The following is a 26,965-nucleotide window of genomic DNA, read 5'->3' as shown; positions in this document are numbered from 1 at the left end:
CGCCGCACACCGACCCTCTCCCGCTAACCGGGAGCGTCGGGTAAGTGGGTCCCGTCGGGGGAGGCACCGCGAAATAGGGCGATCGCCCGATGGGCCTCAGGCACCTTAGCGAGCACGCTGGAGGCATCCGGTCGGAAGTTCCGGAAGAGCACCAGGAGGAATCATGCAGTTCTCGGCAGACTTCGTCGCATTGCACGCCCACCAGACCGACGTGCTGCGCGCCGAGCACGAGCTCAACCTGCAGCGCGGTGCCGAAGAGAGCGGGTCGGGCGACGCGGTGGCGTCGCCCGGCACCGCTGTTCGCCGGCACCGTCACCACCACGCGCACCGCGCACCGCGACTCGCGTTGCGGTGACCACGGCACTCCCGGCCGCCCGAGCCGTGCCTCCGGCCGCGATGGCCGCCGGACCCCAGCTCGCGAGACCGGCGGCGTCAGCCCCAGCCGGTCCGCGGGTGCATCTGCATCCGCTGAGCGCCCCCGACCCGATTCCGCTGAGCGCGATCACGGATGCCGCGGCGGCCGCCGCTGTCAGTGGTACGTGGCACGATGAGATCGTGACCATGTCAGTGGCGGCCATGATCGGTCGCGACGCCGACCTCTCGAGGCTCAACGAGCGACTCGACGAGGTGCGCGCAGGCGCGCCGTTCACCGTCATCATCGGCGGTGAAGCCGGCATCGGCAAGACCCGGCTCATCCGCGAGTTCCAGCACGGGCTGCCGGCCGACGTGCAGCTCCTCGCCGGTCAGTGCGTCGATCTCGGCAGTGTCGCGGCGCCGTACGCTCCCGTCAAGGCGGCCTTGCGCACGCTCATCGCCGAGCTCGGGCCCGAGCGGGTGCTCGAGGCGGCCGGCCCCGGTCGCTCGGCGCTCGCCGCGCTCCTCCCCGAGCTCGCGGCGTCCGAGACCGACGTCCGGCCCGCCGCGGCACTGGCCGGTGTCGGCGCCGCCACCGGCCAGCTGCACGAGGGCATCGCGGTGCTGCTCGAGACCGTCTCCCGCGAGCGCCCTCTCGTGCTCGTCATCGAAGACCTGCACTGGGTCGACGCCGCGACGCTTGCACTCCTCCGATTCCTGATGCGCGCGCTGGGCTCGAGCAGAGTGCTCACGGTGCTCACGTACCGCAGCGAAGACGTCACGCGGGGGCATCCGCTGCGCCCCTTCCTCTCCGAGGCCGAGCGCGACCGCTGGGTCGAACGCCGCGATCTCTCGCGGCTCACTCGCGCGCAGGTGCGCAAGCTCGTGAAGGCGCTCGTCGTCGACGAGGAGCCCAGCGCGAGCGTGCTCGACACCGTGTTCCGCCGCAGCGACGGCGTGCCGTTCTTCGTCGAAGAGCTCGTCGGCATCGACGGATGCCGCGACGAGGGCTTCGTGCCCGACACCCTCCGCGAACTCCTGCTCGCCCGTTACGAGCGACTGCCCGATCCGGCACAGGAGCTGCTGCGGCTCATCTCCACCGGAGGCGTGCGCATCTCCCACGCCTTGCTGTCCGGCGTGTACGCAGGCACAGCCGATGAGCTCGACGCCGCGGCACGCCAGTGCGTGCTCTTCGGGGTGCTCACGATCGAGGGTGACGACTACGCCTTCCGACACGCGCTCGTGCGCGAGGCCATCCTCTCCGACCTGCTGCCCGGCGAGCGGGCGCGCTTCCACGCCCGGTACGCCGAGGCCTACGAAGCGGCCGCCGCCGCGGGCACGCGTCGACTCGCGGCCGAGATCTCCTTCCACTGGCTCGGCGCGCACGACGCGACGCGAGCCTTTCCCGCGACCATCCAGGCGATGCGCGAGGCGCGCGCCGCTGCGGCGTATACGACGGCAGCGCAACTGGGTGAACGCGCGCTCGGCCTGTGGGACGTAGTGCCAGATCCGGCCCGGGCCGCCGGCATGGGCAAGCTCGAGCTCATGGGTCGCACGGCCTCGCACCTCCGCAACGCCGGCGAAGGCGAGCGAGGGCTCACGCTCGTGAAGGCCGCCCTCGCCGAGTGCCCGCGCGACGATCCGCAGTACCCCCGGTTCCTGCGCGACAAGGCGATGTACCTCGCCAACGTGGGGCGGCCGGGTTCGATTCCCGTACTCGAAGAAGCGCTCGAGGCGCTCGGCGAGCACGGCTCGAGCGAGATTCGCATGACCGTGCTCACCGGTCTCAGCGGCCGACTCATGATCGAGGGTCGGCTCGACGAGGCCGTCGAGACCGCAGAACGTGCGCTCAGCGTGGCGCTCGAGCTCGATTCGCCGAGATACGCGTCGATCACCACCAACATCGCAGCCGTCAGCCGTGCCAGTCGTGGCGAGGTCGAGGCAGGTCTGGCCGGCCTCGAGCGCGCACGTGATCTCGCCGCCGACGATGGAACGGCGCTCCTGCGCTACTGGGTGAACGCCTCCGACCTCCAGTACCTCGTTGGAAACTACGGCGAAGCGGTGCGGCTGGCCGAGGCAGGCCTCGAACAGGCGCGCGCCCAGGGCGTCGAGCGCAGCACCGGCGTGCTGCTCGCGTCCAACGCTGTCGACCCGCTCTTCGCTCTCGGCGAATGGGATCGCGCCGCCGCGCTGGTCGAGCGCGCCCTCGCCCTCGACCCTCCCGGCCCGTTCGGCGTCTACCTGCAACGCGCACGCATCTGGGGCATCCTGTGGCTCGGCGAACCGGTTCGTGCGGCCGAGCAGTTGCGGCGCGTCCGATCCGCCTGGGGCGAGGTCATGGAGGTCGAGACGCAGACGAGGCTCAGCGTGAGCCGCGTCGCCGCCGAGGTGGCGCTCGCCAACGGCGACGTGGCCGAGGCGTGGCGAGAGGTGCGGCGGGTGCTCGAAGAGCACGACGTGCCACTACCCGGCTACGCGCTACCGGCGCTCTGGGTGGCGGCGCGAGTCATCGGCGCCGCCAGATCGGGTGCGCCCGAGCGTGCAGGGGGCATCTCCGATGCGCTCGCCGCCGAGATCGGGGCGGCCGAGCCCACGTTCCGTGCGCTGCTCGATCGGCTGACCGTGTGGCCGACGCATCCGCTCTGGGCCGCGTTCTTCGACGCGGAGCTCGCCGAGGCGCCCGGGGGCGCCGCCGGCTCAGATGTCGCGGCATGGAGCGCAGCGGCGAAGACCGCCGCCGCGCCCACCGCGCCCGGATACCTCGCACCGTTCGCCCTCCTCCGACAGGCTGAGGCCGAACTCGCGTGCGGCGATCGCGCCGCCGCCAAGGTGACGCTGCAGAGCGCGCTCGACCTGGCGCTGAGCGGCGGGGTCGGCGCGGTTCGCGACCGGGTCTCCCAGGTGGCGGCCGCCGCAGGGCTCGCGCTCGACGGCGGCATGGGCGCCGGCCGGGGCAAGGCGGCGAACAACGCCGGGGCACCGGGCATCGCGGGCGCCGCGGCATCCGATGCCGAACTGGCCGCTGCGACCGCCGAGCTCACGGCTCGCGAACGACAGGTGCTCGAACTCATCGCCGAGGGGCTCAGCAACCGGCAGATCGGTGAGCGACTCTTCATCAGCGGCAAGACTGCGAGCGTGCATGTCTCGGCGATCCTGCGCAAGCTCGGCGCGGCGACCCGCACCGAGGCGGCCTACCGGGCGGGCGTGCTGCGCTGACGCGGGCGCGCCGCCCTGTCGCGCACCCCCTGCCGCGCACCCCTGCCGCGCACTCATGCCGCGCATCCCGTGCCATGGCCCGTGCCATGGCCCATGCCGTGCAGCAATTCAGGAGCGGAGGCGTGTCGTCCGGCGTGTTGCGTGGCTGAAGTGACGACACGCCGTGCGCTGACCTGAATTGCTGCAAGGCTCTGGCGAGCGAGAAGGCAAGGCTCTGGCGAGCGAGAAGGCAAGGCGCGGGCGAGCGAGAAGGCAAGGCTCTGGTGAGCGAGCGAGCGAGCGGAAAGGGATGGGGCTGGGGTGGGGGCGAGGACCAGGGAGCGCTCAGCGCACCGGGCGGAACCCCCGCGCGACGTCGATGAGGATGCGCGCACCGAACCCGGTCGCACCCTTCGAGCGCCACGAGTCGTCGGCATCCGACTGCATCGTGCCCGCGATGTCGAGGTGCGCCCACGGGGTCGCGCCCACGAAGTGGTCGAGGAACAGCGCCGCCGTCGTCGCGCCGGCGAACGGGCCGCCGAGGTTGGCGATGTCCGCGACCTCCGAGTCGAGCTGCTTGCGGTACTTGCGCACGAGCGGCAGTCGCCAGACTTGCTCGTCGGTCTCGGCCGACGCTCGCTCCACGGCCGTGAGCATCGTCTCGTCGTTGCCGAGCAGTGCCGCGACCGACGGGCCGAGTGCCATGAGCGAGGCCCCCGTGAGCGTCGCGATGTCGACGATCGCATCGACGTCGTCTTCGTTGGCGAGTGAGATGCCGTCCATCATCACGAGCCGTCCTTCGGCGTCGGTGTTCCTCACTTCGACCGTGGTGCCATTGCGCGCGGTGAGCACGTCGCCGAGCTGGTACGCCGAGCCCGACGGCATGTTGTCGGTGCACATGAGCCAGCCGCTCACGGTCGCGGTGGCACCGAGCGCACGCAAGGCGGTGAAGGCTCCTAGCACGGATGCCGCGCCGCCCATGTCCATCTTCATGAGCAGGTGCATCGGGTCCGACGGCTTCAGGCTGATGCCGCCCGAGTCGTACATGATGCCCTTGCCGACGAGGCCGAGGTGTCCGGTGGAGGATCCGGCGGGCGTGTAGCGCAGCTTGATCATGCGCGGCTCTTCGGTCGAGCCGCGATTCACGCCGAGCAGGCCGCCGCAGCCGAGGTCGATGAGCTGCTGCTTGTCGAACACCTCGACGTCGAACCCGAACCGGGCACCGAGCTCGACGGCGACCCCGGCCAGGTCGGTCGCCGTGAGATGGCTGCCGGGCGCGTTCGCCAGGTCGCGGGCGATGTTCGCCGCTCGCGAGGTGATGAGGCCCACCTCGATGCCGGCTGCCAGTTCGGCGGCGTCGGGCGTCGCGGGCAGCACGTCGCCGATTCGCAGGGCGAGTCGCTCGAGCGGTGTGCCGGGGGGCTTCGTCGAGAGGCCCGTGTAGCGGTATCGGCCGAGCGCCGCACCCTCGGCGATCGCCTGTCCGGCGGCCGCCCGGTCGAGGCCCCCGAGCGCCGGGATCTCGAAGCCGAGGCGGGCGCTCGCCGATGCCGCGCGCACGAAGGTCGCGGTCGCGTCGCGCAGGCCGTTGACGGTCAGCTCTGCGGCCGCGCCGCCGCCGACGAGCACGGTGGCCTCGTCGCCCGGCACGAGCAGGGTCTGTCCGGGCTTCGCGTCGAACCCGGCCCGTTGCCACGCTGCGGGGTCGAGCCCGGCGATGGACGCCTGCTCCGAGGCATCCGTGAAGACGAGTACACCGGTGGTATCGACCTCGCCGAGCGCGTCGTCGAGCACGACCGCAGGGGAGTGCGCGAGCGACGGCGTCGCGGTGAAGTCGGCCGGAATGAGTTTGTTCGGACTGCGGGTCATGCGAGCGCCTCTTCTTCGTCGACGGGATCGATGGGGTCGTCATCGTCGGGTTCGAGTTTCTCGGGCAATTCGTCCTTGCGTCGGCCGGGCATGCGAGTCGCCGGCACGATCGCGAGCAGCGCGAGCGCCGCGAGACCGAGCAGTGACACCTGCAGCGATTGCAGCCTCGCCTCGGCATTGATGAGGATGGCGGCGTCGAGTTCGGGGCCGGTCGCCCGGGATTCGAGGGCGGCGGCGAGTTGTTCGTTCGTGAGGAAGTCGGCCTCGTTGAAGTTCACCTGGGCGATGAGCTCATCGGAGATCTCTGGGTGCTCCTGCGCGCCACTCAGGAGCAGTGTCGAGAGCATGCCGACCGCGAAGGCCGTACCGACGGCGATGCCGACGCTGCCCGAGATGTTGTGCACGAGCCCGCGCCAGGCGCCGACGTCACCCGCGAGTTGCTTCGGCGCCGCGGAGAGCAGGGTGTTGAACACCAGTGCGACGATCGAGCCCTGGCCGAGGCCGAGCAGGATGAGTCCCACGATCACGAAGCCCTGGCTCCACTCGCCGCGCACGGTGAAGGCGAGCAGCGTGAGCGCGGCGGCCACGACGACGAAGCCTGTGCTCGCGAGCACCCGCGGCGGGAACCTGCCGTAGAGCGACGCGATGAAGGTCGAGGCGAGGAAGATCGACAGCGTGTACGGGATGATCGAGAACGACGTCTCGATGCTCGATCGGCCCTGCACGACCTGGATGTAGAGCGGGATCAGGAAGTTCGCGGCGGTGCCGACGAAGAGCATGATGCCCATGCACGCGGTGATCGCGCGCTCGGAGCCCGTCGCGAGCACTCGCAGGTCGAAGATGCGCGGCTTGCCCTCGCGCCCGCGGCGGCGAAGCCACGTGAAGAACACCTGACCCACGATGAGGCCCGCGAGCACGAGGAGCGGCGCCGGCGAGATGCCGAGGATGTCGAACGGTGCCTGGTTCGTCGCGAGCCAGACGCCCCACGTCGCGAGTCCGGAGAAGCCGAAGCTCAGCAGGATGACGGCGACGGCGGCCAGCACGGCGCCGGTCCAGTCGATCGAGAGGCCGGGCTGGGAGGGCACTCGCTTTAGCCGGAAGCTCAGCAGCACGTTGATGAGTGCGAGGACGACCATGAGCACGAACGACCAGCGCCATCCGATCGTGTTCGCGAACCAGCCGGCGAGGAGGAGGGCGAGCACGCCCGCCGCGGGGATCGCCGCGGCGAGCAGACCGATCGCCCTGCCCTGCTGCGGTCCGTGGTAGTTCGTGGCGATGAACACCGTGAGCGCCGGGGCGATGAGCGCGATCACGGCACCCGACGAGGCCTGAGCGATGAAGAGCATCGCCGGAGAGACGCTGAGTGCGACCCCGAGCATGGCGACGCCGTGGATCACGACGGCGATCTGGAAGACGCCGCGGCTGCCGAAGCGCGACCCGACCTTCGCACCGAGCAGGATGAATGCGGCCATCGCGAAGGTGCCGGCGGTGATCGCAGTGCCGACCGAGCTCGCAGGGGTATCGAGTTCAGTCGTGATGCCGGCCATCGACACGGTCAGTGCGTTCACGGCGAACGAGACCTGGATCTGCGTCAGCACCACCACGATCAGCGGCAGCCACGAGGTCTTCGATATCGGAACGGCGACGGATGCCTCGGCCTGCATGCTCATGAACGATCCCCTCGGTTCACAGATACTGTGCTCACCGTAGTGCGTGAGCCTCGCTCAGCGATACTGCCGCGACCGTGGTGGCGATGAATCTCCGCCCCGCACTCCGGACGGCAGTTCATTGAGTCGTGACGACTGCGACGACTACAGTGAGCGTCATGTCAGCCGGGGGGCGTGCGCGGGTCGCCTACGTGCTCGCGGCATTCGCCGTGGCCGCGATGCTCGGGGTCGGCGCGCTCGCCGCGGCCCCGTCGGGGGCGGTTGCGATGAGCCCTGTGGTCGAACCCGTCCAGCCGACGGCGCCGGCCGGGGAGGCGCCGCCGGCGGAACCCGAGCCCGAACCGGGGCCGGAGCCGGGGCCGACGGAGGATCCGAAGCCGCCCGTCGAGACCGTCGAGCCGCCGGCCTCCGAGGCGCCGGCACCAGAAGCGCCCGGCGACACCGTCGACGAGAACGGCGATGACGGCGGGGGTGACCCTGAGGATCCGCCGGTGCTCGAACCGGTGCCGCCCGCAGCATCCGATGTCGAGGATCGTTCGCCGTGGTCGTGGATCATCGCCGCGATCGTGCTGCTCGCGATCGCCGCGGTACTCCTCGCGATCCGGCGGCCGGGCGCCGCCGAGCCCGTCGCCGAGACCGGCTTGATCGACATGACCGGCGCCGCCGGGGTGCACGGGGCTGCCGCGGCCGAGACCCTCGCCGCCATGGAGGCCACGGGTGAGGCGATGATCGACGCGGGGTACTCGGTGACCACCGTGGCCGCTGCACTCGAGGACATCGCCAGGGTGAACGGCATTCCCGAGACCGAGACCATCGTCTTCCCGACGGCGCTGATCGTCTCCGCCCGAGGCGTCGGCGAACTCCGCACCGGTGCCGTCTCGAGCGGGCACAGCCGCCTGATGCTGTACCAGGTCGACGAGTTGCACCGCACGGTCGAAGCCGCACGGGCGGGCCGCATCGACCCCGTGACGACGAAACGGAGCATCCGGAGGCTTCGCCGCCAGCCGGCACCGTACTCTGCGACCCAGCGCGTCGTCGCGTACGTGCTGCTCTCCGCGGGTCTCGCGGTGCTGCTCGGCGCCTCATGGGTGGGCGCCGCGGTCGCAGCGGTGCTCGGTGCGATCGTCGGCGGGGCGTTGCTCATCGCGGCACGCGCACCGCGCGACTACCAGGCACTCGTGACCGTCGGCATCGCGTTCTTCGTCTCGATCGCGGTGTTCCTGCTCATCCGCATGGGTCTCGACCCCGGCGTGCTGCCGTCGCTCATCGCCCCCCTCGTGACGTTGCTGCCGGGGTCGCTCCTCACGACGGGCGTCATCGAACTGTCGACAGGTCAGATGATGGCGGGCGCCGGGCGGCTCGCCGCCGGGGCGATGCAGCTCGTGCTGCTCGCCGTCGGCATCGTCGCGGGCGCCGCACTCGTCGGCGTTCCGGGCGTCGAGCTCACCGCGGCATCCCAACCGATCGGGCCGATCGCGCCGTGGATCGCGGTCGCTGTCTTCGGCGTCGGCATCGTCGTGCACCAGTGCGGGCGCCGCGACTCGATCGGCTGGATCCTGCTCGTGCTCTACACGGCGTACGGCGCGCAGGTCATCGGCGACATCTTTTTCGGCGGCGTGCTCTCGGCATTCGTCGGGGCGCTCGTGATGACCCCGGTCGCGGTGATGGTGGCGCGCCAGCGAACCGGCCCGCCCGCCGTGGTCAGCTTCCTCCCCGCGTTCTGGCTGCTCGTGCCCGGTGCGCTCGGCCTCGTCGGGGTGACCTCGATCCTCGGCGGCGACGAGGCGGGCGTGACGACCCTCGTCACGACGGTGTCGACGATGGTGGCCATCGCCCTCGGCACACTCGCCGGTTCGGCCCTGACCAGCGGTTTGAGATCATCTCGCGGACCCCTGCTGTGACGGATGCCGCGCCGCTAGTCTGAGCGAATGGACCCCGTCGCGACCACGCTCGTCATCCTGGCGCTCGCGATCGTCGCGTTCATGTCGAACCGCGTGCCGCTCGGCATCGTCGCGATCGGTGTCTCGGTGGCGCTCTGGCTCACCGGCATCCTCGATCTCGGGCAGGCGCTCGCCGGCTTCGGCGATCCGACGGTGATCTTCATCGCCGCCCTCTTCGTCGTGAGCGAATCGCTCGACTCGACGGGGGTCACGGCGTGGGCCGGCCAGCAGGTGATCGGTCGGGCGGGCACGAAACGCGGGCCGCTGCTGCTCGTCGTGTGCCTGCTCGTCGCCGGCGTCACCGCCCTCATCAGCGTGAACGGCGCCGTGGCGGCGCTCATCCCCGTCGTCGTCGTGGTCGCGACGCGCGCCGGCATCCCGCCGTCGCAGATGCTCATGCCGCTCGCATTCTCGGCTCACGCCGGTTCGCTCCTCGCGCTCACGGGCACGCCGGTGAACATCATCGTGAGCGAGACGGCCGCCGACGCCGGCGCCCGGCCGTTCGGCTTCTTCGAGTTCGGTCTCGTCGGTGTGCCCCTCGTCGTCGGCACGTTGCTCATCGTCTCGCTCATCGGGCGTCGCCTGCTGCCCGAACGTGCGCCGACGACACTGCCGCAAGACGTGAGCGAGCACGCCCGCACGCTTCGGCAGCAGTACGACCTGCCCGAGGAGACCGAGCTGATCGGGGTGCGCCGCGGCGTGACCGAGGTCGTCGTCGCCCCTCGCTCCGAGCTCATCGGCCTGCACCTCTTTCCCGGCATGGTGACCCCGAGCGGGGATCTCGTCGTACTCGCCGTGCAGCGCGGCGGGGAAGACCTCGTCGGCGCCGACTCGCGCCTGCAGGTCGGCGACACGCTGTTGCTCACCGGCCCGTGGGACCAGCTCGAGCGCAACACCGCCGGCCCCCATGTGCTCGTCGTCGACGAGCCGGCGCTCGTGCGCCGCTCGGTGCCGCTCGGCGGCGGCGCGAAGCGCGCGATCGTGATCCTCGCGGCGATGGTGGTGCTGCTCGCCACGGGCCTCGTGCCGCCCGCGATCGCGGGCCTCGCCGCGGCATCCGCTCTCGTGCTCACTCGCGTGGTGTCGCCGACGCAGGCCTACCGCAGCATCTCGTGGACGACTGTCGTACTGGTCGCCGGCATGATCCCGCTCTCGACGGCGTTCATCAGCACCGGCACCGCCGATGTCATCGCCGATGGACTGCTCGGGCTCGTCGGAGACGCATCGCCGTACCTTGCACTGCTCGCGATCTGCGTGCTGACGATGGTGCTCGGCCAGCTCATCTCGAACACCGCGACGGTGCTCATCATCGCGCCCGTCGCGGTCGTCGTCGCGGCCGACCTCGGCGTCTCGGTGCTGCCGTTCATGATGGCGCTGACGGTCTCGGGGGCCGCGTCGTTTCTCACCCCGGTGGCGACGCCGGCCAACACGATGGTGCTCGAGCCCGGCGGCTATCGCTTCGGCGACTACTGGAAGCTCGGATTACCGCTGCTGCTGCTGTTCCTGGTCGTCGCGGTGTTCTACGTGCCGCTCATCTGGCCGTTCTGAGCTTCGCTCGACGTACGCTGGAATCGGAGGCGATGATGAACCGAATCGATGAGATCCCCATCACGACCATGGACGGCAGCACGACGACGCTCGGCGACTACACGGGCAAAGCCGTGCTCATCGTCAACGTCGCCTCGCGGTGCGGGCTGGCCCCGCAGTACGCGAAGCTCGAGGAGCTGCAACGCACGTACGGCGAGGCGGGTTTCACCGTGCTCGGGTTCCCGAGCAACCAGTTCCTGCAGGAACTCTCGAGCAACGAGGCGATCAGCGAGTACTGCTCGACGACGTGGGGCATCACGTTTCCGATCTTCGATCGCATTCGGGTGAACGGGCGCCAGGAGCATCCGCTCTACACCGAGTTGAAGCAGGCACCGGATGCCGCCGGCAAGGCCGGCCGCGTCACCTGGAACTTCGAGAAGTTTCTCGTCACGCCCGATCGCGAGGTGCTGCGGTTCCGCCCGCAGACCGAGCCCGACGCGCCCGAAGTGATCGAGGCGATCGAGGCCGCGCTGCCGGTGGTGCGCCCGGCGGACTGAGCTCAGCCGGGCGGCGCGCCCCCCGCCCGTTCGATGGGCGGCGAGACGGCGAGTGGCGTGAGCTCGAAGGATCGCAGCTCGGTCGCACCGCCGATCGGTTCGACCGACGGCCCCCGTGACCTCGAGTTCGAGGGTCTCTACGTGCTCGACGAGTTCCACGGTACGGGCGTCTGGCAGACGCTGCTCGACGCGGCCATCGGCGATCGGCCCGGCTACCTGTGGGCGCTCGACGACAACCCCGGGGCGGAGGCGTTCTCCCGTCGCAACGGCTTCGAGCTTGACGACGCCTCGAAGATCGAAGACGACTGGCAGGTGCGCGAGGTGCGCGAGGTGCGCGAGGTGCGATTCGTGCGGTGAGGCGAGCCTCCGCGGCCGAGGCTGGCCCAGCCCAGCCCAGCCCAGCCCAGCCCAGCCTCAGCTCGCAAGCACGGGTGGCCCCGCTGGCAGGCGCAGCAACGCGCCCTCGTGCCGCACGGTCGCGGCGGCGATGGTCATCGCCTCATCGAGCGCGTCGGCCCAGCGCTCGATGGTGCGCGGCATCCCGTGCACCGCGATGTGGTGCACGACGGCCGAGAGGGTCGCGTCGCCGGCGCCCATCGTGTCGACGATCGGTCCGGGCAGCTCGACGATGCCGGCGTGCACGGGGGCTCCGTCGCGGTGCACGGTCGCGCCGGCCCGCCCCGCTGTCGCGAGGATCGCAGGGGAGCGGGGAGCCGGGGCATCCGTCGTCGCCTCGCTCGTCGCCTGCTCGCTCGTCGCGGGTGCTCGGAGCCGCTCGACGAACTCCGGAAGCGGGGCGTCGAGCAGCAGCTCGGCGTCTTCGTCGCCGACCTTGACGAGCAGGGCCGTCGCGGCGACCGATACGAACTGCTCGAGGAAGACCTCGCGATCGGCCAGCATGCCGGCCCGCGGGTTGCCGTCGATGATGAGTCGCTCGGCCGGTCGCTCGATCGCCGCAGCGAGCTCGGCCGCCTGGTCGGCGTCATCGAAGGGGAAGCAGCTCACCACCACGAGATCCGCCTCGTCGATCGCCGCGCGCGTGGCTTCGTCGAATCGGATGCGTCGCCGCTGCGCGGCCTCGTTGAACTCGTAGCGCGGCTCGCCGTCGGTTCGGTCGGAGACGGCACGCGAGGTGCCGTGCTCCGACGGGCTCTCGATGAGCTTCACCCGGTAGTCGCGGAGGTACTGTCGCACCCGCTCCGCAGGCTCGTCGTCGCCGAGCATGGCGACGAGAGTGGTGGCTTCGCCGAGCAGTGCGAGGCCCACTGCCACGTTGAGCGCGGCGCCGCCGACGAACTCCCGCGACCCGTGCGGATCGCGGATCTCGTCGATGAGAGCATCGCCGATGACGACGATGCGTGCCGGTCGCGTCATGCGTTCCCTCCTCCGATCGCGGCCCGATCTCGCCCGAGCCGCGCTCGAGCAACCGCGTCGGCACGATCGTACGCGCCGCGGGCGAGGCGTGTGCCGCACGGCGCGTCGCTCCCCACGACCTTTTGCCGGGAGACGGTCGTACGCATCATCCGTGGTCGGGCAAAAGGTCGTAGCGCGCCGGAGTTCGAGGAGTGGTGCGAGAGGGTGCACGCGAGCCGGGAGAATAGGGGTGAGACCCCGAGGAGCACCCAGCACCATGAAACCCGGACCGAGGCGCAGCGTCAGCCAGGTCGACATCGTCGACGCCGCGTTCGAGATCCTCGAGCGGAAGGGCTTCGCCGCCGTCTCCGTGCGCGGGGTCGCCGCGGCGCTCGGGCTCACGCCCACCGCGATCTACACCTACTTCCCGTCGAAGAACGCGCTGCTCCGTGCGATGGTCGAGGAGCTCCTCTCGAGTCTCGACCTCGCCGCGGCATCCGACCCGGCGCTCCCGTGGCGGGGCAGGGTGCACGCGCTCGCCGCGGCGCTGCGCACCCGCCTCGCCGAGCACACCGGCGCGATGGTGCTCGTGACGAGCGGTCCGCTCGAAGGGCAGCACGCGCTCGGCTTGAATGAAACCCTCATCGCCGGTTTCATGGGCGAGCGGATGCCGCTCGCCGACGCCGCACGGGCCGCACACGCCGTGCGCGCCCACGTGCTCGGAGTCGCCGCCCTCGATGCGGCCGAGCGAACGGGCGACCCCGAGGCATCCGCTGCTCGAACGTCGCCGGGCGCGCTGTGGACGGATGCCGCGAGCCACCCGCTCACGGAAGCGACCGCGCACCTTGTGGCCGGCGCCGAGCCGGCCTCCGGGGTCGACGACTCTTTCACCTGGAGCCTGGATCGCCTGCTCGACGGCGTGCTCGCAGCTTCGCTCGATGCGCCGCGCGCCTCTCCGATCTCCTCTCCAACCGTGATGTAGGACATTCCTCGGTACGGAGGAGGAAGCGGATTGCGCGCCGTCCTACGAAGCGGCGGATGTCCTACAGACCGGCCCCGCCGGCCGGGCGACGGCATCCGCTCGCGCCAGACTTGCACCGTGCTTCATCTGAGAATGATCGTGCCGCAGGCGCTTCGGGCCGACGTCGACCGGCTACTGCTCGCCCCCGACGCGCCCGTTGCGAACCTCATCGTGCTGCCGGGCGCCGGAGCCGACCCCGTCGGCGACGTGATCCTCTGCGACGTCGAACGCGATGCAACGAGCTCCCTCCTCGCCGAGCTGCACGGCGTCGGCCTCGACGAACAGGGTTCCATCGCCATCGAGTCCGTCGACCTCGCACTCGGCCGCAAGCGGCGCCACAGCGCAGCAGCGGTGTTCGGCAACGACGACGACGCCGTCGTCTGGGAGGAGGTCGAGGCCCGCACCGACGACGAGGTGCGGCTGTCGGCGACGTTCCTCGTGTTCATGACGGTCGCCACGCTCATCGCCGCGGTCGGCGTGGTCACCGACCAACCCATCCTCATCGTCGGGGCGATGGTCGTCGGGCCCGACTTCGGCCCGCTCGCGGCCATCGCCGTCGGCATCGTGCGCCGCCGACCTCGGGTGGCCTGGCGCTCGGCGGCGACCCTGCTCATCGGGTACAGTGCGGCGATCCTCGTGACGATCGGGTTCGCGCTCCTGCTCGAGGCCATCGGCATCTTCCCCATCGACCCGCTGTCGCAGGAGCATCCGCTCACCGAGTTCATCTGGCAGCCCGGGGCGCTCAGCTACATCGTCGGCTTCCTGGCCGGCATCGCGGGTGTGCTCTCGCTCACCTCGGCGAAGTCGGGTGCGCTCATCGGCGTGCTCATCTCGGTGACGACCATTCCCGCGGCGGGCGCGATCGCCGTCGCGGTCGCCGACGGGCAGTGGTCACAGGCCGGTAGCTCGACCGTGCAACTGCTCGTGAACCTCGTCTCGATCGTCACCGGCGGGGTGCTCACGCTCGCCGTGCAACTCGCCGTGCAACGTCGAGCGCTGCGGCGGCGCGAGCGTCGCCTGCTCGCTCGGCCTGACAGACGCCGCTGACGCTCGAGGCGCCGACCCCGGAGGGGCCGACGCCTCGTCGCTGCGGTGTCGCTGGATCAGCCCGCGGTCGGCGGGGTGATCTTGATCAGCGCCGAGGTGTTGCGCTTGAGCGCCTTCTTCACCTCGATCACGGTGCCGTAGCCGACGCCCGCGTCAGCGGGGTTGCCGGTGCCGAGCGTCATGCCCGGCTGCACCTCGAGTCCGTAGAACTCGGGCAGCGGCTTGCCGTTCTCATCGACGACGCGGGTGGTGTACGGCGCGTTGCCGACCGACGGAACCACGACCGAACCGTTGCGCAACCGGTAGTACAGGTCGGTTCCGTTTCGGATCTCGATGCCCGGCACCCAGCCTTGGTCGTCGGTGAAGGTGCTCACCGGCTTCTGAGAGCGCACGTCGGTGCAGTACTCGTCGGTCACGTCGGCGCCCGTGATGCACTCCGTGAAGCGGTACGTCTTCTCGAGGCCGAACGCGGCGTTCGAGGACTGCGCCCGCGAGGGCATGTTGTCGGTCGTCGTCGGGTCGATCTCGGCCGCCTCACCGGTACGGCGCAGCGGGTCGAAGTGACTGTCGACGATCAGCAGGCCGCCCTTGGCGCCGGCACTCGGCAGCGCCGTCTCGTTCGACACCACGTGGTTCGTGTTGCCGTACGTCGTGTCGCGGTACCAGATGAGCGCCCCGGGGGCGTTGTACTTGATCTTCTCGACCTTCCACGCACCCGCGCTGTACACGGAGTTGTAGCCGTACTGCAGCCCCTCGTCGAAGCCGTCGAAGTTGCGCCACTCGACCATGTAGTACTGCGCCTTCACCGACGTACCGGTGTCGGTGCGCCAGCCGGGGCCGGTCGTCGCGGCGAACGTCTCGACCTCAGTGGTCCAGCCGTTGTCACCGCTCTCGACATCGTCACTCCAGACGGTCTCGGCTCCGCTCGTGAGGGCGAAGTCGTCGGCGAACCAACCGCGTTCCTGGAACGCGGCGTCGGTCGCGAGCCGCAGGCGCAGGCTCACCGTCGTGCCGGCGAACGAAGAGAGGTCGACGTACTGCTTCTGCCAACCGTTCGACGTGCCCGTGAGCCCGTACTTCTTGTTGCCGAACGTCGCCAGATTGCCGTTCGGGTCGGCGTAGCCGTCGGGCGTCGAGACCTCAGCACCGGCCTCGTCGTAGACCTTCTGCTCGGTCCACGTCGTGCCGCCGTCGGTCGAGACCTCGATGAAGCCGAAGTCCCAGTCCTGTTCGATGACGAAGTTGCTGTTCAACCAGAACTTCGCGTCGGCGGGCACGTCGAGGCTGCGGACGATGCGGATGTCGCCCCAGTCCTGGTCGGCGCCGGTGTACCACATGTTCTCGCCGCTGGTCGGCTCGGCCATGGTGATCACCTTGTCGGGAAGATTGATCTTCACGCCGTCTTCGGTGCCGACCAACGGGCGGGAGTTCTGCCCCACGTTGATCGTGCTCGGAGCATCACCGGGGTTGACCTCGACGGGGTCGGCCCAGCCGAGCATCCACTTGTCCCAGATGCCCATGTGAGTCGGCATCGACTGGAAGATCGGCCCCGAGTGCGAGCCCGAGGACATCAGGTCCCAGAAGTCGATGTCGGAGTCTCCGGCACCCGAGGTGTCGTAGAGGTCGGGCAGGCCGAGGTCGTGGCCGTACTCGTGTGCGAACACGCCGACGCCCGAGTCTTCGGGCTGCACGATGTAGTTCGACAGCTTGAGGTCGGTACCGGGGATGTCCGCGCCGCCTGCGACGGCGGAGGAGTGCGCCCAGATGGAGTACGTGCCCTCGGCGCCGCCGCCGCCGGACTTGTCTTCACCGGCGTGCACGAGCACGACGTGGTCGATGACTCCATCGGGCTCGAAGAAGTCGCCGTCGCCGTCACGGTCGCCCTGGTCTTCGACGTCGTAGTCGGCCCACGGGAAGTCGGGCTGTGCCTGGGCGAGTGCCTCGACCGCGTCGATCGGGAGCTGGCCCGGACCGAGCGGGTTGTCGGGGTGACCCTGCATGTCCTGGATCGCTCCGGCCTCGTAAACCCCCTCCTCGTTCTGGAAGCAGAGGCTCGCGCCGTAGTAGGCCTCAGAGTGCGGTACCGAGATCCAGGGAGTGGCCTCGCCGGTCACCGTATAGGCGCCGTGCGACATCTCCTCGTACATGGCCTTCATCGTGTGGCCCGAGATGTCGATGCCGCGGCGCCCGTCGGGACCCTTCAGGTCTTTGCGAACCCGCTCCGTGATGCCCTTGTCGGTGAAGAGCATCTTGTTGAAGTGCTCCGACGAGAAGTCGGCGACCCACATCGAGTTGTTGTCTTCGAGCTCGTAGTCGGCCGGGTTCGGGATGTTGTTGTGCAGCGGCCCGTTCGCCACCTCGCCGGGCTTGCACTCGGTCGCACCGAACTCGTTCGGCACGTAGGTGCCGGAGAAGTCGTCGTTCGCGCTGTCGTTGAACTCGACGAGGATGGTGAGCAGCTTCGCTTCCTGCGTCTCATCAGCCTGCTTGTAGTCGGGCTTCTTGTGGTGGTTCTTGTCTCGGCCGCGATCCCAGTGCCTGTCGCGCTTGAGCTGACCGGGGCTCTTACCGGTCTCGATCGATGCGGCCTCGAGCTGAGCGAGCCCCTCTGCTGCGAGCGGGTTGCCCTGCGAGAACTTCTGGTCGAACGCCTCGGCCTCAGTGGCGAGGGTGCCCGCGCTACGCTGCGCGGTGGCGTCGCCCACCAGCTCGTCGTCGGTGCCGAACGCCTGCTCCATACGCGGGGCGACGTAGTTCATGTAGTACTCGGAGTCGCTGATCACCGGTGGTGAGACCGGCGATTCAGCCGCGGCCGCGCTACTCGCCCCGACCGACACCAGACCGGTGGCAGCGAGCGCGAATACCGGGAGGACCGCAACCGCGCGCCTCCGCGCGCGGGTGGTGAATCCAGACATGCTTCTCCCTTCGAGCGCCCCTCGGAGGTGACCGTGGGGCGTGAACGACGTTCGTCGGTGGGCGAACGTACTGGGAATCCTGCCGTGCTTTGCATCGTCTATGGAAGAGCCCTGACGATTTTGCTCGAGCACGACGCACGTCCGTTGCGCGCCACCGGCAGAAATCGTCGATCACTGCCGTGCATCACTCGTTCGGGGGTGATCTGTGCGTCGACGCCGTGAAAGGTCGATCGGAATCGTCGCTGGCCGCGAAGCATCCGTCGGTCTACGCTGGGCGAAACCGGGGCGGGGCGGAACCCGGCCCGCGCGAAATCGTTGAGGGGGAACAGCGATGGGTCACCGCAAGGGCAAGGCCGGGCATCGTCTGCGCGCGGCATCCGTCGTCATGCTGGTGTCGGCGACCATCGTCGCGCTCGCGGCCTGTGCCGGCGCATCGGGCGACGGGAGCACGTTGCCGCCCGTCGTCGCCGACCTCGGCGAGATCGACGGCACGACGATCGAGGTCGACGAGGGGGGAACGATCGACCTGACGGGCGACGACGAGACGTTCACCGAGTGGAGCGCCGAGATCGACGACCCCGCGATCGTCGAATTCACGCCCGGGCGCGATGACGGAAGCGCCCAGTTCAACCCCGGCCTCTCCGCGAAGGCGGTGGGGGAGACCGACGTGACGCTCGAGAACGGTGCGAGCGGCGACACGGTGTCGTTCACCGTGCAGGTCGCGGCGAAGACGGGCTACTAGCGGCGAAGACCGGCTACGAGCCGAGCAGCAGGGCGCGAAGCTGGTCGGCCGAATGCACGACCGCCATCGCGTCGGCGGCTTCGGCGGGCGAGCCGTAGCCCCACTCGACGAGGATCGTGGGCACGCCGTTCGCGAGCGCACCGAGCGTGTCGTACCCGCGGTCGCCGACCATCACCGCGTGCTCCGTGGTGATGCCCTCCGCGTGGAGCCGTCGGAGCGCCTCTGCCACGACGTCGGCCTTCGTGCTGCGCTCTTCGTCGTCGCTCGCGCCGGCGATGACGGTGAAGTACTGGCTGAGGCCCTGGTGGTCGAGCACCTTGCGTGCCATCGACTCGGGCTTCGACGTCGCGAGCGCGACCGGGATGCCGGCGGCATGCAGTCGCTCGAGCACGCCCGCGACGCCGGGGAACACGGGGGAGCGCAGCACGTGCTCGCCGTAGTGCTCGCGGTAGACGTTGAGCGCTTCCCACGCCTCGGCGTCGTTGAAGCCGGCCGTCATGCGCAGGCTGTCGAGCAGCGGCGGGCCGACGTAGGAGCGGAGCTCTTCCTCGCTCGGCACGGGCAGGCCCATCTTCTCGAACATGTGGGCGAGGGAGCCGGTGATGTCGGATGCCGAGTCGACGATCGTGCCGTCGAGGTCGAAGAGCACGGCCGACCAGGTGCGGGTCGGCGGCGTTGCCGGCGGGATCGTCAGGGTCTCGGTAGTCACCGTGACATCCTAGGGGGCTTGTCGCTGAGCGATTCTCAGACTCGACGTTCGCGTCGACGATCGGAGCGACGGATCAGAACAGCCGGGCGTGCCCGCCATCGACTCCGCGCATCGCGTCGTAGTCGAGTACGACGCAGCGGATGCCCCGATCTTCGGCGAGGGTGCGAGCCTGCGGCTTGATCTCCTGCGCGGCGAACACTCCGGTCACGGGGGCGAGGTGCGGGTCGCGGTTCATGAGTTCGAGATAGCGGGTCAGCTGCTCGACGCCGTCGATGTCGCCGCGGCGCTTGAGTTCGACGGCGACCGAGGCGCCCGAGGCATCCGTCGCCAGGATGTCGACCGGGCCGATCGCCGTCATGTACTCGCGACGCACGAGCCGGTGGCCGTCGCCGAGGAGTTCGATCTGCTCGGCGAGCAGCTTCTGCAGGTGCGCCTCGACGCCGTCTTTCTGCAGGCCCGGGTCGATGCCGAGCTCGTGCGCCGAGTCGTGCAGCACCTCGTGGATCGAGACGATCAGCTGGTCGGCGGTCTTCTGGTGCACGACCTTCCACAGCTCGACGATGCCGGCCGAGCGCTGGTCGTCGTCGGGCTCGAGCGTGGTGAGCGTGCAGGGCGGGCTCATCCAGTTGAGCGGCTTGTAGCTGCCGCCGTCGGAGTGCACGAGCAGGCTGCCGTCGCCCTTCACCATCAGCAGGCGGGTGGCGAGCGGGAGATGGGCCGCGAGGCGCCCCGCGTAATCGACGGAGCAGCGGGCGATGACGAGACGCACCCGGCGAGTCTACTTGCCGAGCGGATGCCGCGGGGCGGCCGGGCCCCGTCCGTGCGCCGCTCCCCGCCCCCTTCTGTGTGTCTGCTCTGAGAGTTCGCGCGACCTCCGACCCTCCCCCGCCCGCACCCCCGCCCCCCGCCCCCACCCCGAACCTCCGCCCCCCTGCAGCAATTCAGGAGCGGAGGTGTGTCGCACTGGCCGGTTGCCGTCGACACGCCGCGACACGCTCCTCCACACCTGAATTGCTGCAGGGGTGCGGAGGGGGGCGGGGGCTGGGGCACGGAGGGGCGGGTGTTGGGGCGCGGAGGTGCAACGAACGAGGGCGCGGGCGCGCGGGAGTGCAGGCCGCGGGCGGGCGGGAGTGCAGGTGCCGAGCGGATGCCTCGCGGCGGCCGCCGCGGACGGGCGTCAGGCTGCGGCGCGGGAGCGCTCGCGCGCGGCGGGCGCCGCGAGCGCCGACAGCACGAGCAGCCCGAGGATCACGAGCAGCGCGTTCAGGATGCCGAAGTGCTCGCCGAGGAAGCCGAGCAGCGGCGGCCCGGCGAGGAACGCGCAGTAGCCGATGATCGCGACGGCGCTCACCCGCGCGGCGGAGCGATGGGGATCGTCGGCCGCCGCCGACATGCCGACGGGGAAGCCGAGCGAGCACCCGATGCCCCAGAGGGCGGTGCCGACGATGAGCATCCAGGGCTCGGTGCTGAAGATGAACAGGCCCAAGCCGAGGATGCCGACGATCGCGAGCGTGCGCAGCACGGGCACGCGGCCGAAGCGGTCGAGCGCCGGCCCGCCGAGCACTCGGGCGACGGTGATCGCCACCGTGAAGACACCGAATATGATCGCGCCGATGGTCTCGTCGAAGCCGTGCCCGTCGACGACGGCGAGGGCGAGCCAGTCGTTCGCCGATCCCTCGGCGAACGACATGCCGAGCATGATGACGCCGATGAGGAGCAGTCGAACATCGCCCCACACCGCGAGGTTCTCACGCAGTCGCTGCGTCCACGGCGGCCGCGGGACATCCGCATGGGTGTCGTCGCCGACCTCTGCGCGCAGCGGCACATAGCGCACCGCGATGACGATGGCGACTGCGATGAGCACGGCGGCGACGCTGAAGTGCACCGACACCGGCACGTGCAGAGCGGATGCCGCGGCGGCGAGCCCCGCTCCGGCGACCGTGCCGAACGAGAAGAAGGCGTGCATGAGTGGCATGACGGTCTTGCCGATCTCACGCTCGGCCTCCGCGCCCTCGACGTTCATCATCACGTCGACCGCGCCGTTGCCGAAGCCGAAGAGCACGAGGCCGATGATGACGATCGGCACCGAGGGCAGCGCAGCGCCGCCGATGCCGACGAGCACGAGCCCCACTGACACGGTGACGAGTGCCGAGATCATGCCGGTGCGGGCGCCGAGCCGCGCAAGCAGCCATGGGGCCGCGACGAGCCCGAGTACCGAGCCGATCGACCCGGCGAGGATGACGAGGCCGACGCCCTGCGTGCTGAGGCCCGTGTCGTCGCGGATGGCGGGGATCCGGGCGACCCAGCTCGCCATGCTGAGTCCGCTGAGGAAGAAGATCGCGAAGACGGCGTTCCGCCATGCTACGAGCTCGCGCGGCGGGCGGGCGGTCGTCGCAGGGGCGTCGGAAGTGTGGGGAGTCTCGTTCATCGTCTCTGTCTCATCGTCGTCACGAGGCCGATCGAATCGATTCGACAACCCTGACTCGAGAACGATATCGGCGACCTCGCGCGGCCGCAACCGGCGCACTCACCTCGTCGCCTCGCCTCGCCCGGCTCCATCCGACGCCGAGAGTGCGGTTCGTGTCGGTATGCGCGCGGAATAGCGACACGAACCGCACTCTCGACGCGTGGTCGGGTGGGGGTGGGTCGGGTGGGTGTGCGGTGGGTCGGGGTGGGTCGGGTCGGGTGGGGCGGGTCGATCGGGTGGGTCGGGTGGGTCGGGTGGGGCGGGTCGATCGGGTGGGTCGGGTCGGGCGGGTCGATCGGGTGGGTCGGGTGGGTGTCACGGGTGACGGATGCCGCGGCATCCGTGGCTACCATGAACTGACTGGCGCTCGGAGCCACCGGACACGACCCGGATACCCCGACCCAGAGCCGAACACCCCCGGCTCGAGTACCAGAGAACAACGAGGTTATCGATGAAGGCCCTCTACAAACCCGCCCCCGGTGCCGGTCTGGAGTACGTCGACCGGCCCGAGCCCGAGACGGGCCCCGGCGATGTGAAGATCCGAGTGCTGCGCACCGGTATCTGCGGCACCGACCTGCATATCGAGCAGTGGGACGACTGGGCAGCGTCGACGATCGCCGCCCCGCTCATCCCCGGCCACGAGTTCTCCGGCGAGGTCGTCGAGGTCGGGCCGCTCGTGCACGACGTCGCCGTCGGCGACCGGGTCTCGGGCGAGGGGCACATCGTGTGCGGCATGTGCCGCAACTGCCGTGCGGGGCGTCGCCAGATGTGCATCCGCACGAAGGGCGTGGGCCTGCACCGCGACGGCGCCTTCGCCGAGTTCGTCGTGCTGCCCGGCGAGAACGTCTGGGTGCACCACGCCGAGGTCGATCCCGAGGTCGGAGCGATCTTCGATCCCTTCGGCAACGCGGTGCACACCGCCCTCACCTTCTCGGTCGTCGGCGAAGATGTGCTCGTCACGGGCTGCGGCCCGATCGGGCTCATGTCGATCGCGGTGGCACGTCATGTCGGCGCCCGGTTCATCGTCGCGTCGGATGTCTCGCCCGCACGCTTGTCGCTCGCGCGCGAGATGGGCGCCGACGCGGTCGTGGATGTCTCACGCGAACGCATCGCCGACGTGCAACCGCGCCTCGGCATGCGCGAGGGCTTCGACGTCGGATTCGAGATGTCGGGATCGGCGAAGGCGCTGCCCGAGATGATCGAGAACATGAACCACGGCGGTCGCATCGCCTTGCTCGGCCTGCCGAGCGAGCCGTACGCGATCGACTGGGGCAAGGTCGTCACCCACATGCTGACGATGAAGGGCATCTACGGTCGCGAGATGTTCGAAACGTGGAACTCGATGAGCGCGATGCTGCAGACGAGCGCCGAGCTGCGGTCGCGGGTCGCCTCGATCATCAGCGACCGCTACCCGGCCCGCGAATGGCGTGCAGCCTTCGATGCTGCCGCTTCGGGCGGCGTCGGCAAGGTCATCCTCGATTGGACGGAGCTCTGATGTACGGAACCATTCGCGGGCAACTGCGGGCCGAGCTCGAAGAGATCGACGCGGCCGGCCTCACCAAACGCGAGCGGGGCATCCACGGGCCCCAGTCGTCCGAGATCGAGGTCGAGGGGCGCGCGGTGCTGAACTTCTGCGCCAACAACTACCTCGGGCTCGCGAACGACCCGCGCATCGTCGCGGCGGCGCACACCGGTCTCGACGAGTGGGGCTACGGGCTCGCGAGCGTTCGGTTCATCTGCGGCACGCAGGAGCTGCACTTCGAGCTCGAGCAGCGCGTCTCCGACTTCCTCGGCTACGACGACACCATCCTCTTCTCCTCGTGCTTCGACGCGAACGGCGGTGTCTTCGAGGTGCTCTTCGGGGCCGACGATGCGATCATCTCCGACGAGCTCAACCACGCCTCGATCATCGACGGCATCCGGCTCTCGAAGGCGCAGCGGTACCGCTACAAGAACCGCGACATGGTCGACCTCGAGGCGCAGCTGGCCGCGGCATCCGACGCCCGCCGCCGGGTGATCGTGACCGACGGCGTGTTCTCGATGGACGGCTACATCGCCCCGCTCGCCGAGATCTGCGACCTCGCCGACCGCTACGACGCACTCGTCTTCGTCGACGACTCGCACGCCGTCGGCTTCGTCGGCGAGCATGGGCGCGGCACGCCCGAGTACTGCGGCGTCGAGGGGCGGGTCGACATCACGACCGGCACCTTCGGCAAGGCGCTCGGCGGGGCATCCGGCGGCTATGTGGCGGCCAGGCAGGAGATCGTCGACCTGCTGCGCCAACGGGCGCGCCCGTACCTCTTCTCGAACACGCTCGCTCCGGCGATCGTGGCGGGCACGATCGAGGCGCTCTCGCTCGTCGCCGGCTCGGGGGAGTTGCGCGAGCGGTTGCGTACGAACGCGGCGCTCTTCCGTTCGCTCATGACGGATGCCGGTTTCGAGCTGCTGCCCGGAGAGCACCCGATCGTGCCTGTGATGTTCGGCGACGCCGCGCTCACCGCTCGCATGGCCGAAGCGCTGCAGCGGCACGGGGTGTATGTGACGGCGTTCAGCTTCCCGGTCGTGCCGCGCGGGGCCGCGCGCATCCGCGTGCAGCTCTCGGCGGCGCACTCCGACGATGAGATCCGCCGCTGCGTCGCCGCGTTCGAGGCGGCGCGCGACGAGGTCGCCTCGAGCACGCCGGTCGAGTAGGGACGAAGGAGCGTCTCGAGATGCACATGATCGATCGGCGGGCGGCCGATGCCGGGGATCGGTCATGCCGCTCGGCGGGCGGTGTCGCGTTCGTGCAAGACCGCGTCGGTGGCAGCGCCTAACCTGATGCCGACGACCGCGACACCATCGGTCGTCGACTCGATGAGGGAGCAGATCAGATGACCGCAGACTTCGACGCGACGTCGACCATCACGATCGACGCCCCACGGGAGCGTGTCTGGGCCGTGGTGACCGATCCTGCGGCCGCCCGCGAGTTCATGTTCGGTACCGAGCTCGTGACCGACTGGTCGATCGGCAGCCCGATCCTCTGGCGCGGCGTCTGGAAGGGCGAGCCCTACGAAGATCACGGCGTCGTGCTGGCGGTCGAGCCCGGGGTGCGCCTCGTGCACACGCACTTCAGCCCGTTGAGTGGCGCCGACGACGTGCCCGAGAACCACCACACGCTGACCTGGACTCTCGAGGAGGGCGACGGTGCCACCGTGCTGACGCTCTCGCAAGACAACAACCCGACGGCGGAGGCCGCCCGGCATTCACAGGGGATGTGGGACTCCCTCGTCGCGAGTGTGAAGCAGATCGCGGAGCGTCCCTGAGATCGCCCTCGACCCGATCGAATCGATGCGGCCTCGCATCGGGCGCCTGCAGCCCGATGCCGCTTCACGCCCGACGCTCGCCGATCTCGAGGCGCGGCTCGTCGCGGCATCCGGTGAGGCCTCCCGCCGATCGACGGGAGGCCTCGAGCGAGCGGTGATCGACGATCAGTGCTGCTCGATGTCGGAGAACAGTCCGGTGAAGGATGCCCCGGTGCCGACGAGCGTCTGGAAGAACTCGCCGGCGACCGGAGTCGCCACCGCCGCGGAGGCGTGCTCGTAGCTGTCGAAGTACAGGTCGAGCGTGCGGTAGGCGGGGGTGGGCGTGTGGTCTTCCTTCGGCCAGACCTTCGCCGATTCGAACCGCTCGAGCGTCGGGAGCAGCTGCGCGAGCTCGAGAATCCTCGTATAGGCCTGCTCGAACGCAGCGGGGTCGGTCGGGTTGTCGATGATGAGTGTCACTTTGGTGGTCATGATGTCGTCCTTTCTCACGTGGCGTGGAACCTGAAGTGGTGGGGATGCGGTGTTGCTCGGATGCTACGCCCTCATCGTCCGGCGGTCTCGAGCAGGCGCAGCCAGACCTCGCTGATGGTGGGGTAGGCGGGCACGGCGTGCCAGAGCCGGTCGATGGGCACCTCGCTGGCGATCGTCGCCGGCGGCGCGCGCCTGGTACTTGCCCTGGTGGGTGAGCAATGCGCGCCGGTTGACGTCGCCCACGGCGTAGAGCCAGCCCTCGTCCACCAGTTCGCCGCCGGAGTCGACGACCCGAAGAGTGTCGTCGACCTTCAGCCAGCCGGCCACCGGGAGTCCGACCAGTTCGAGGCCGAGGTCGCCCGTGTTCGGCTTCCGACCCGTGGCGACGAGCACCTCGTCGGCATCGATGATCTCGCCATCGGCGAGGGCGACGTGTGCTCCGTCGCCGTCGCGAGTGACCCGGTTGGGGTTGGCGCCGATCATCACCCGCACACCCTCGCGTTCGAGGGAGGCCCTGACGTGCTCGGCGGCATACGGCTCGACGTCGGAAGCACACCGTCACGCGCGATGAACGTCACCTCGGCACCGAGCGCGCTGTAGGCGGTCGCCATCTCGGTGCCGACGACACCGCCGCCGATGATGGCGAGCCGGTTCGGGATCTGCGTCGCGGAGACCGCTTCACGGCTCGTCCACGGCGCCGCATCCGCCAGCCCCGGGATCGGAGGGAGCGCGGCGCTCGTGCCCGTGGCTATGACGACCGCGTGCCGCGCTGTGAGCGTGGTGACGTCACCGTCTTCACTCGTGACGGCGACCGTTCGCGGGGCGCTGAGACGCCCGTGACCACGCACGAGGGTGATGCCGGCGTGGTTCAACCAGGCGACCTGCCCGTCGTCGTGCCAGTGGGACGCGAACCGGTCGCGACGGGCGAGCACGGCGTCGACGTCGAGCGTGCCGATGGTCGCCGCGCCGGCGCCGGGAAGCTGCCGGGTGGCGCGGAGGGCGGCGGCGTCGCGGAGGAGCGCCTTGGTGGGCATGCACGCCCAGTAGGAGCATTCGCCGCCGACGAGTTCGGATTCGACGACGACTGCGGTGAGACCTCCCTGAACGACGCGGTCGGCGACGTTCTCTCCGACGGGACCGGCGCCGATGATGATGACGTCGTACTCAGTGGCCGTCATCGGTTGGTGCTCTTCGCGCCGCTCTTCGCGGCGTTCTTCGCGGCGCGCTGCAGGCGGAGTGCGGAGATCAGGAAGAAGATGCCGCCGAGGGTGGCGTACCCCGCGAGGGTGGCGATGGAACCGGTGGAGCCACCGGACATCATGATGAATCCCGTGCCGGCGATGACGGAGATGCCGCCGCTGAGGATCATCGGCCACGCTCCGCCGAGCGAGTACCGGGTGATGGCGACGATGAGCTGCACGGCACCGGCGGTGATCGCCCACGCACCCCAGACCACGAGCACGGCCGGCAGGCCGGAGGTGACGGCGATGCCGAGGCCGATCGCGGCCAGCAGGCTCAGCGCCATGTTCACGTACAGGACGGGCGCCGGCTTGGTCCCGCGCGTCGCGCGGTGATCGATGACGGCCGCAGCGAGGTCGAACACCGGGTAGAGCACGAGGAGTGTGGCGCTCACGGGGTTGATGCTGCTTGCGGTGAGGAAGACGAGCACGGCCCAGACGACCGCGAAGCCGAAGCGCGCGAAGTAGAGGTTTCGGAGTGCGGTGGCGATCGTCGGCGGGCGATGGTCGGTGGTGGGGGTGGTGGTGGAGGTCATGTGGATTCCGTTCGTGTGTAGGGCGCGGTCGGAGTGGGGTCGCTGGAAGGTGGAT

The 26,965-nt window shown here is 69.9% G+C and carries 21 protein-coding genes and 1 pseudogene; 12 read left to right on the top strand and 10 right to left on the bottom strand.

Annotated features, from left to right (window positions below):
- The first annotated feature begins 163 nt into the window (after positions 1-163).
- Both AC1C2R_RS07595 and AC1C2R_RS07590 read left to right on the top strand, forming a co-directional pair.
- A complete protein-coding gene (locus tag AC1C2R_RS07595; protein ID WP_495379536.1) occupies positions 164-355 on the top strand; it encodes a hypothetical protein in 192 nt (63 codons plus the stop codon).
- On the top strand, positions 352-3,570 hold the full coding sequence (locus AC1C2R_RS07590) for a helix-turn-helix transcriptional regulator (protein ID WP_495379535.1): 3,219 nt from the start codon (positions 352-354) through the stop codon (positions 3,568-3,570). Before AC1C2R_RS07595 ends, AC1C2R_RS07590 begins: the two co-directional genes overlap by 4 nt.
- A 324-nt stretch (positions 3,571-3,894) precedes the next feature.
- Here the strand turns inward: AC1C2R_RS07590 and AC1C2R_RS07585 are convergent, their stop codons facing one another.
- Positions 3,895-5,418 carry a leucyl aminopeptidase family protein gene (locus AC1C2R_RS07585; RefSeq protein ID WP_495379534.1) on the bottom strand — a complete coding sequence of 508 codons (1,524 nt, stop codon included), beginning with the start codon at positions 5,416-5,418 and terminating at the stop codon, positions 3,895-3,897.
- Positions 5,415-7,088 (bottom strand): MFS transporter, encoded by a 1,674-nt coding sequence (locus AC1C2R_RS07580; protein ID WP_495379533.1) that lies wholly within the window; start codon positions 7,086-7,088, stop codon positions 5,415-5,417. Before AC1C2R_RS07580 ends, AC1C2R_RS07585 begins: the two co-directional genes overlap by 4 nt.
- A gap of 155 nt (positions 7,089-7,243) precedes the next feature.
- Here AC1C2R_RS07580 and AC1C2R_RS07575 point away from each other — a divergent pair, with 155 nt between their 5' ends.
- From AC1C2R_RS07575 to AC1C2R_RS07560, 4 genes are read left to right on the top strand one after another with little or no spacing between them, the layout of a single operon-like run.
- Complete coding sequence (locus AC1C2R_RS07575; RefSeq protein WP_495379532.1) at positions 7,244-8,986, top strand: threonine/serine exporter family protein; 1,743 nt, start codon at positions 7,244-7,246, stop codon at positions 8,984-8,986.
- 27 nt (positions 8,987-9,013) lie between these two features.
- On the top strand, positions 9,014-10,573 hold the full coding sequence (locus AC1C2R_RS07570; RefSeq protein WP_495351894.1) for an SLC13 family permease: 1,560 nt from the start codon (positions 9,014-9,016) through the stop codon (positions 10,571-10,573).
- Positions 10,574-10,608: 35 nt separating this feature from the next.
- On the top strand, positions 10,609-11,109 hold the full coding sequence (locus AC1C2R_RS07565) for a glutathione peroxidase (RefSeq protein WP_495379531.1): 501 nt from the start codon (positions 10,609-10,611) through the stop codon (positions 11,107-11,109).
- Between the two features lie 57 nt (positions 11,110-11,166).
- Positions 11,167-11,466 (top strand): GNAT family N-acetyltransferase, encoded by a 300-nt coding sequence (locus AC1C2R_RS07560; RefSeq protein WP_495379530.1) that lies wholly within the window; start codon positions 11,167-11,169, stop codon positions 11,464-11,466.
- A gap of 57 nt (positions 11,467-11,523) precedes the next feature.
- Here the strand turns inward: AC1C2R_RS07560 and AC1C2R_RS07555 are convergent, their stop codons facing one another.
- Positions 11,524-12,483, bottom strand: a complete 960-nt coding sequence (locus AC1C2R_RS07555; protein ID WP_495379529.1) for a carbohydrate kinase family protein — start codon at positions 12,481-12,483, stop codon at positions 11,524-11,526.
- A gap of 256 nt (positions 12,484-12,739) precedes the next feature.
- On the opposite strand from AC1C2R_RS07555, the gene AC1C2R_RS07550 reads away from it, so the two are divergent.
- Together AC1C2R_RS07550 and AC1C2R_RS07545 are read left to right on the top strand one after the other, a co-directional pair.
- Positions 12,740-13,444, top strand: coding sequence for a TetR/AcrR family transcriptional regulator (locus tag AC1C2R_RS07550; protein WP_495379528.1), 705 nt, complete (start codon positions 12,740-12,742; stop codon positions 13,442-13,444).
- 117 nt (positions 13,445-13,561) lie between these two features.
- Positions 13,562-14,530 (top strand): DUF389 domain-containing protein, encoded by a 969-nt coding sequence (locus tag AC1C2R_RS07545; protein ID WP_495351889.1) that lies wholly within the window; start codon positions 13,562-13,564, stop codon positions 14,528-14,530.
- Between the two features lie 56 nt (positions 14,531-14,586).
- Here AC1C2R_RS07545 and AC1C2R_RS07540 read toward each other — a convergent pair whose 3' ends face one another.
- The gene (locus AC1C2R_RS07540; RefSeq protein WP_495379527.1) at positions 14,587-17,445 is read right to left on the bottom strand and encodes an immune inhibitor A domain-containing protein; all 2,859 of its coding nucleotides are present in this window, start codon (positions 17,443-17,445) and stop codon (positions 14,587-14,589) included.
- Positions 17,446-17,776: 331 nt separating this feature from the next.
- Between AC1C2R_RS07540 and AC1C2R_RS07535 the strand changes: the two genes are divergently transcribed.
- Positions 17,777-18,187, top strand: coding sequence for a hypothetical protein (locus AC1C2R_RS07535; RefSeq protein WP_495379526.1), 411 nt, complete (start codon positions 17,777-17,779; stop codon positions 18,185-18,187).
- Between the two features lie 13 nt (positions 18,188-18,200).
- Here AC1C2R_RS07535 and AC1C2R_RS07530 read toward each other — a convergent pair whose 3' ends face one another.
- From AC1C2R_RS07530 to AC1C2R_RS07520, 3 genes are all read right to left on the bottom strand, one after another.
- Positions 18,201-18,896 (bottom strand): HAD hydrolase-like protein, encoded by a 696-nt coding sequence (locus AC1C2R_RS07530; protein WP_495379525.1) that lies wholly within the window; start codon positions 18,894-18,896, stop codon positions 18,201-18,203.
- A gap of 73 nt (positions 18,897-18,969) precedes the next feature.
- On the bottom strand, positions 18,970-19,665 hold the full coding sequence (nucS, locus tag AC1C2R_RS07525; RefSeq protein ID WP_495351885.1) for an endonuclease NucS: 696 nt from the start codon (positions 19,663-19,665) through the stop codon (positions 18,970-18,972).
- 408 nt (positions 19,666-20,073) lie between these two features.
- Positions 20,074-21,324, bottom strand: a complete 1,251-nt coding sequence (locus tag AC1C2R_RS07520; protein ID WP_495379524.1) for an MFS transporter — start codon at positions 21,322-21,324, stop codon at positions 20,074-20,076.
- 490 nt (positions 21,325-21,814) lie between these two features.
- Here AC1C2R_RS07520 and tdh point away from each other — a divergent pair, with 490 nt between their 5' ends.
- The 3 genes from tdh (at position 21,815) to AC1C2R_RS07505 (ending at position 24,665) form a co-directional block, all read left to right on the top strand.
- A complete protein-coding gene (gene tdh, locus AC1C2R_RS07515; RefSeq protein WP_495351883.1) occupies positions 21,815-22,858 on the top strand; it encodes an L-threonine 3-dehydrogenase in 1,044 nt (347 codons plus the stop codon).
- Positions 22,858-24,054, top strand: coding sequence for a glycine C-acetyltransferase (locus AC1C2R_RS07510; protein WP_495379523.1), 1,197 nt, complete (start codon positions 22,858-22,860; stop codon positions 24,052-24,054). The genes tdh and AC1C2R_RS07510 overlap by 1 nt, the downstream gene beginning before the upstream one ends.
- A gap of 179 nt (positions 24,055-24,233) precedes the next feature.
- Complete coding sequence (locus AC1C2R_RS07505) at positions 24,234-24,665, top strand: SRPBCC domain-containing protein (protein ID WP_495351881.1); 432 nt, start codon at positions 24,234-24,236, stop codon at positions 24,663-24,665.
- Positions 24,666-24,830: 165 nt separating this feature from the next.
- Here the strand turns inward: AC1C2R_RS07505 and AC1C2R_RS07500 are convergent, their stop codons facing one another.
- The 3 genes and pseudogenes from AC1C2R_RS07500 to AC1C2R_RS07490 form a co-directional block, all read right to left on the bottom strand.
- Positions 24,831-25,136 (bottom strand): EthD domain-containing protein, encoded by a 306-nt coding sequence (locus AC1C2R_RS07500; RefSeq protein ID WP_495379522.1) that lies wholly within the window; start codon positions 25,134-25,136, stop codon positions 24,831-24,833.
- A gap of 71 nt (positions 25,137-25,207) precedes the next feature.
- Positions 25,208-26,314 (bottom strand): annotated as a pseudogene (locus tag AC1C2R_RS07495) (dihydrolipoyl dehydrogenase family protein).
- On the bottom strand, positions 26,311-26,910 hold the full coding sequence (locus AC1C2R_RS07490; RefSeq protein ID WP_495379521.1) for a hypothetical protein: 600 nt from the start codon (positions 26,908-26,910) through the stop codon (positions 26,311-26,313). The pseudogene AC1C2R_RS07495 and the gene AC1C2R_RS07490 overlap by 4 nt, the downstream one beginning before the upstream one ends.
- Positions 26,911-26,965: the final 55 nt, after the last annotated feature.

This window comes from Agromyces sp. Y182, assembly GCF_059445385.1.
The sequence above is the reverse complement of the archived record's forward strand: the minus strand, read 5'-3'. Positions and strand labels throughout refer to the sequence as shown.

Bases quoted from the DNA above. Each gene is read 5' to 3' on its own strand.
- AC1C2R_RS07570 (WP_495351894.1), top strand. From the start codon at position 9,014: ATGGACCCCGTCGCGACCACGCTCGTCATCCTGGCGCTCGCGATCGTC.
- AC1C2R_RS07565 (WP_495379531.1), top strand. From the start codon at position 10,609: ATGAACCGAATCGATGAGATCCCCATCACGACCATGGACGGCAGCACG.
- AC1C2R_RS07535 (WP_495379526.1), top strand. From the start codon at position 17,777: ATGGGTCACCGCAAGGGCAAGGCCGGGCATCGTCTGCGCGCGGCATCC.
- AC1C2R_RS07555 (WP_495379529.1), bottom strand. From the start codon at position 12,483: ATGACGCGACCGGCACGCATCGTCGTCATCGGCGATGCTCTCATCGAC.
- tdh (WP_495351883.1), top strand. From the start codon at position 21,815: ATGAAGGCCCTCTACAAACCCGCCCCCGGTGCCGGTCTGGAGTACGTC.
- AC1C2R_RS07580 (WP_495379533.1), bottom strand. From the start codon at position 7,088: ATGAGCATGCAGGCCGAGGCATCCGTCGCCGTTCCGATATCGAAGACC.
- AC1C2R_RS07505 (WP_495351881.1), top strand. From the start codon at position 24,234: ATGACCGCAGACTTCGACGCGACGTCGACCATCACGATCGACGCCCCA.
- AC1C2R_RS07550 (WP_495379528.1), top strand. From the start codon at position 12,740: ATGAAACCCGGACCGAGGCGCAGCGTCAGCCAGGTCGACATCGTCGAC.
- AC1C2R_RS07595 (WP_495379536.1), top strand. From the start codon at position 164: ATGCAGTTCTCGGCAGACTTCGTCGCATTGCACGCCCACCAGACCGAC.
- AC1C2R_RS07520 (WP_495379524.1), bottom strand. From the start codon at position 21,324: ATGAACGAGACTCCCCACACTTCCGACGCCCCTGCGACGACCGCCCGC.
- AC1C2R_RS07575 (WP_495379532.1), top strand. From the start codon at position 7,244: ATGTCAGCCGGGGGGCGTGCGCGGGTCGCCTACGTGCTCGCGGCATTC.
- AC1C2R_RS07490 (WP_495379521.1), bottom strand. From the start codon at position 26,910: ATGACCTCCACCACCACCCCCACCACCGACCATCGCCCGCCGACGATC.
- AC1C2R_RS07585 (WP_495379534.1), bottom strand. From the start codon at position 5,418: ATGACCCGCAGTCCGAACAAACTCATTCCGGCCGACTTCACCGCGACG.
- AC1C2R_RS07540 (WP_495379527.1), bottom strand. From the start codon at position 17,445: ATGTCTGGATTCACCACCCGCGCGCGGAGGCGCGCGGTTGCGGTCCTC.
- AC1C2R_RS07510 (WP_495379523.1), top strand. From the start codon at position 22,858: ATGTACGGAACCATTCGCGGGCAACTGCGGGCCGAGCTCGAAGAGATC.
- AC1C2R_RS07500 (WP_495379522.1), bottom strand. From the start codon at position 25,136: ATGACCACCAAAGTGACACTCATCATCGACAACCCGACCGACCCCGCT.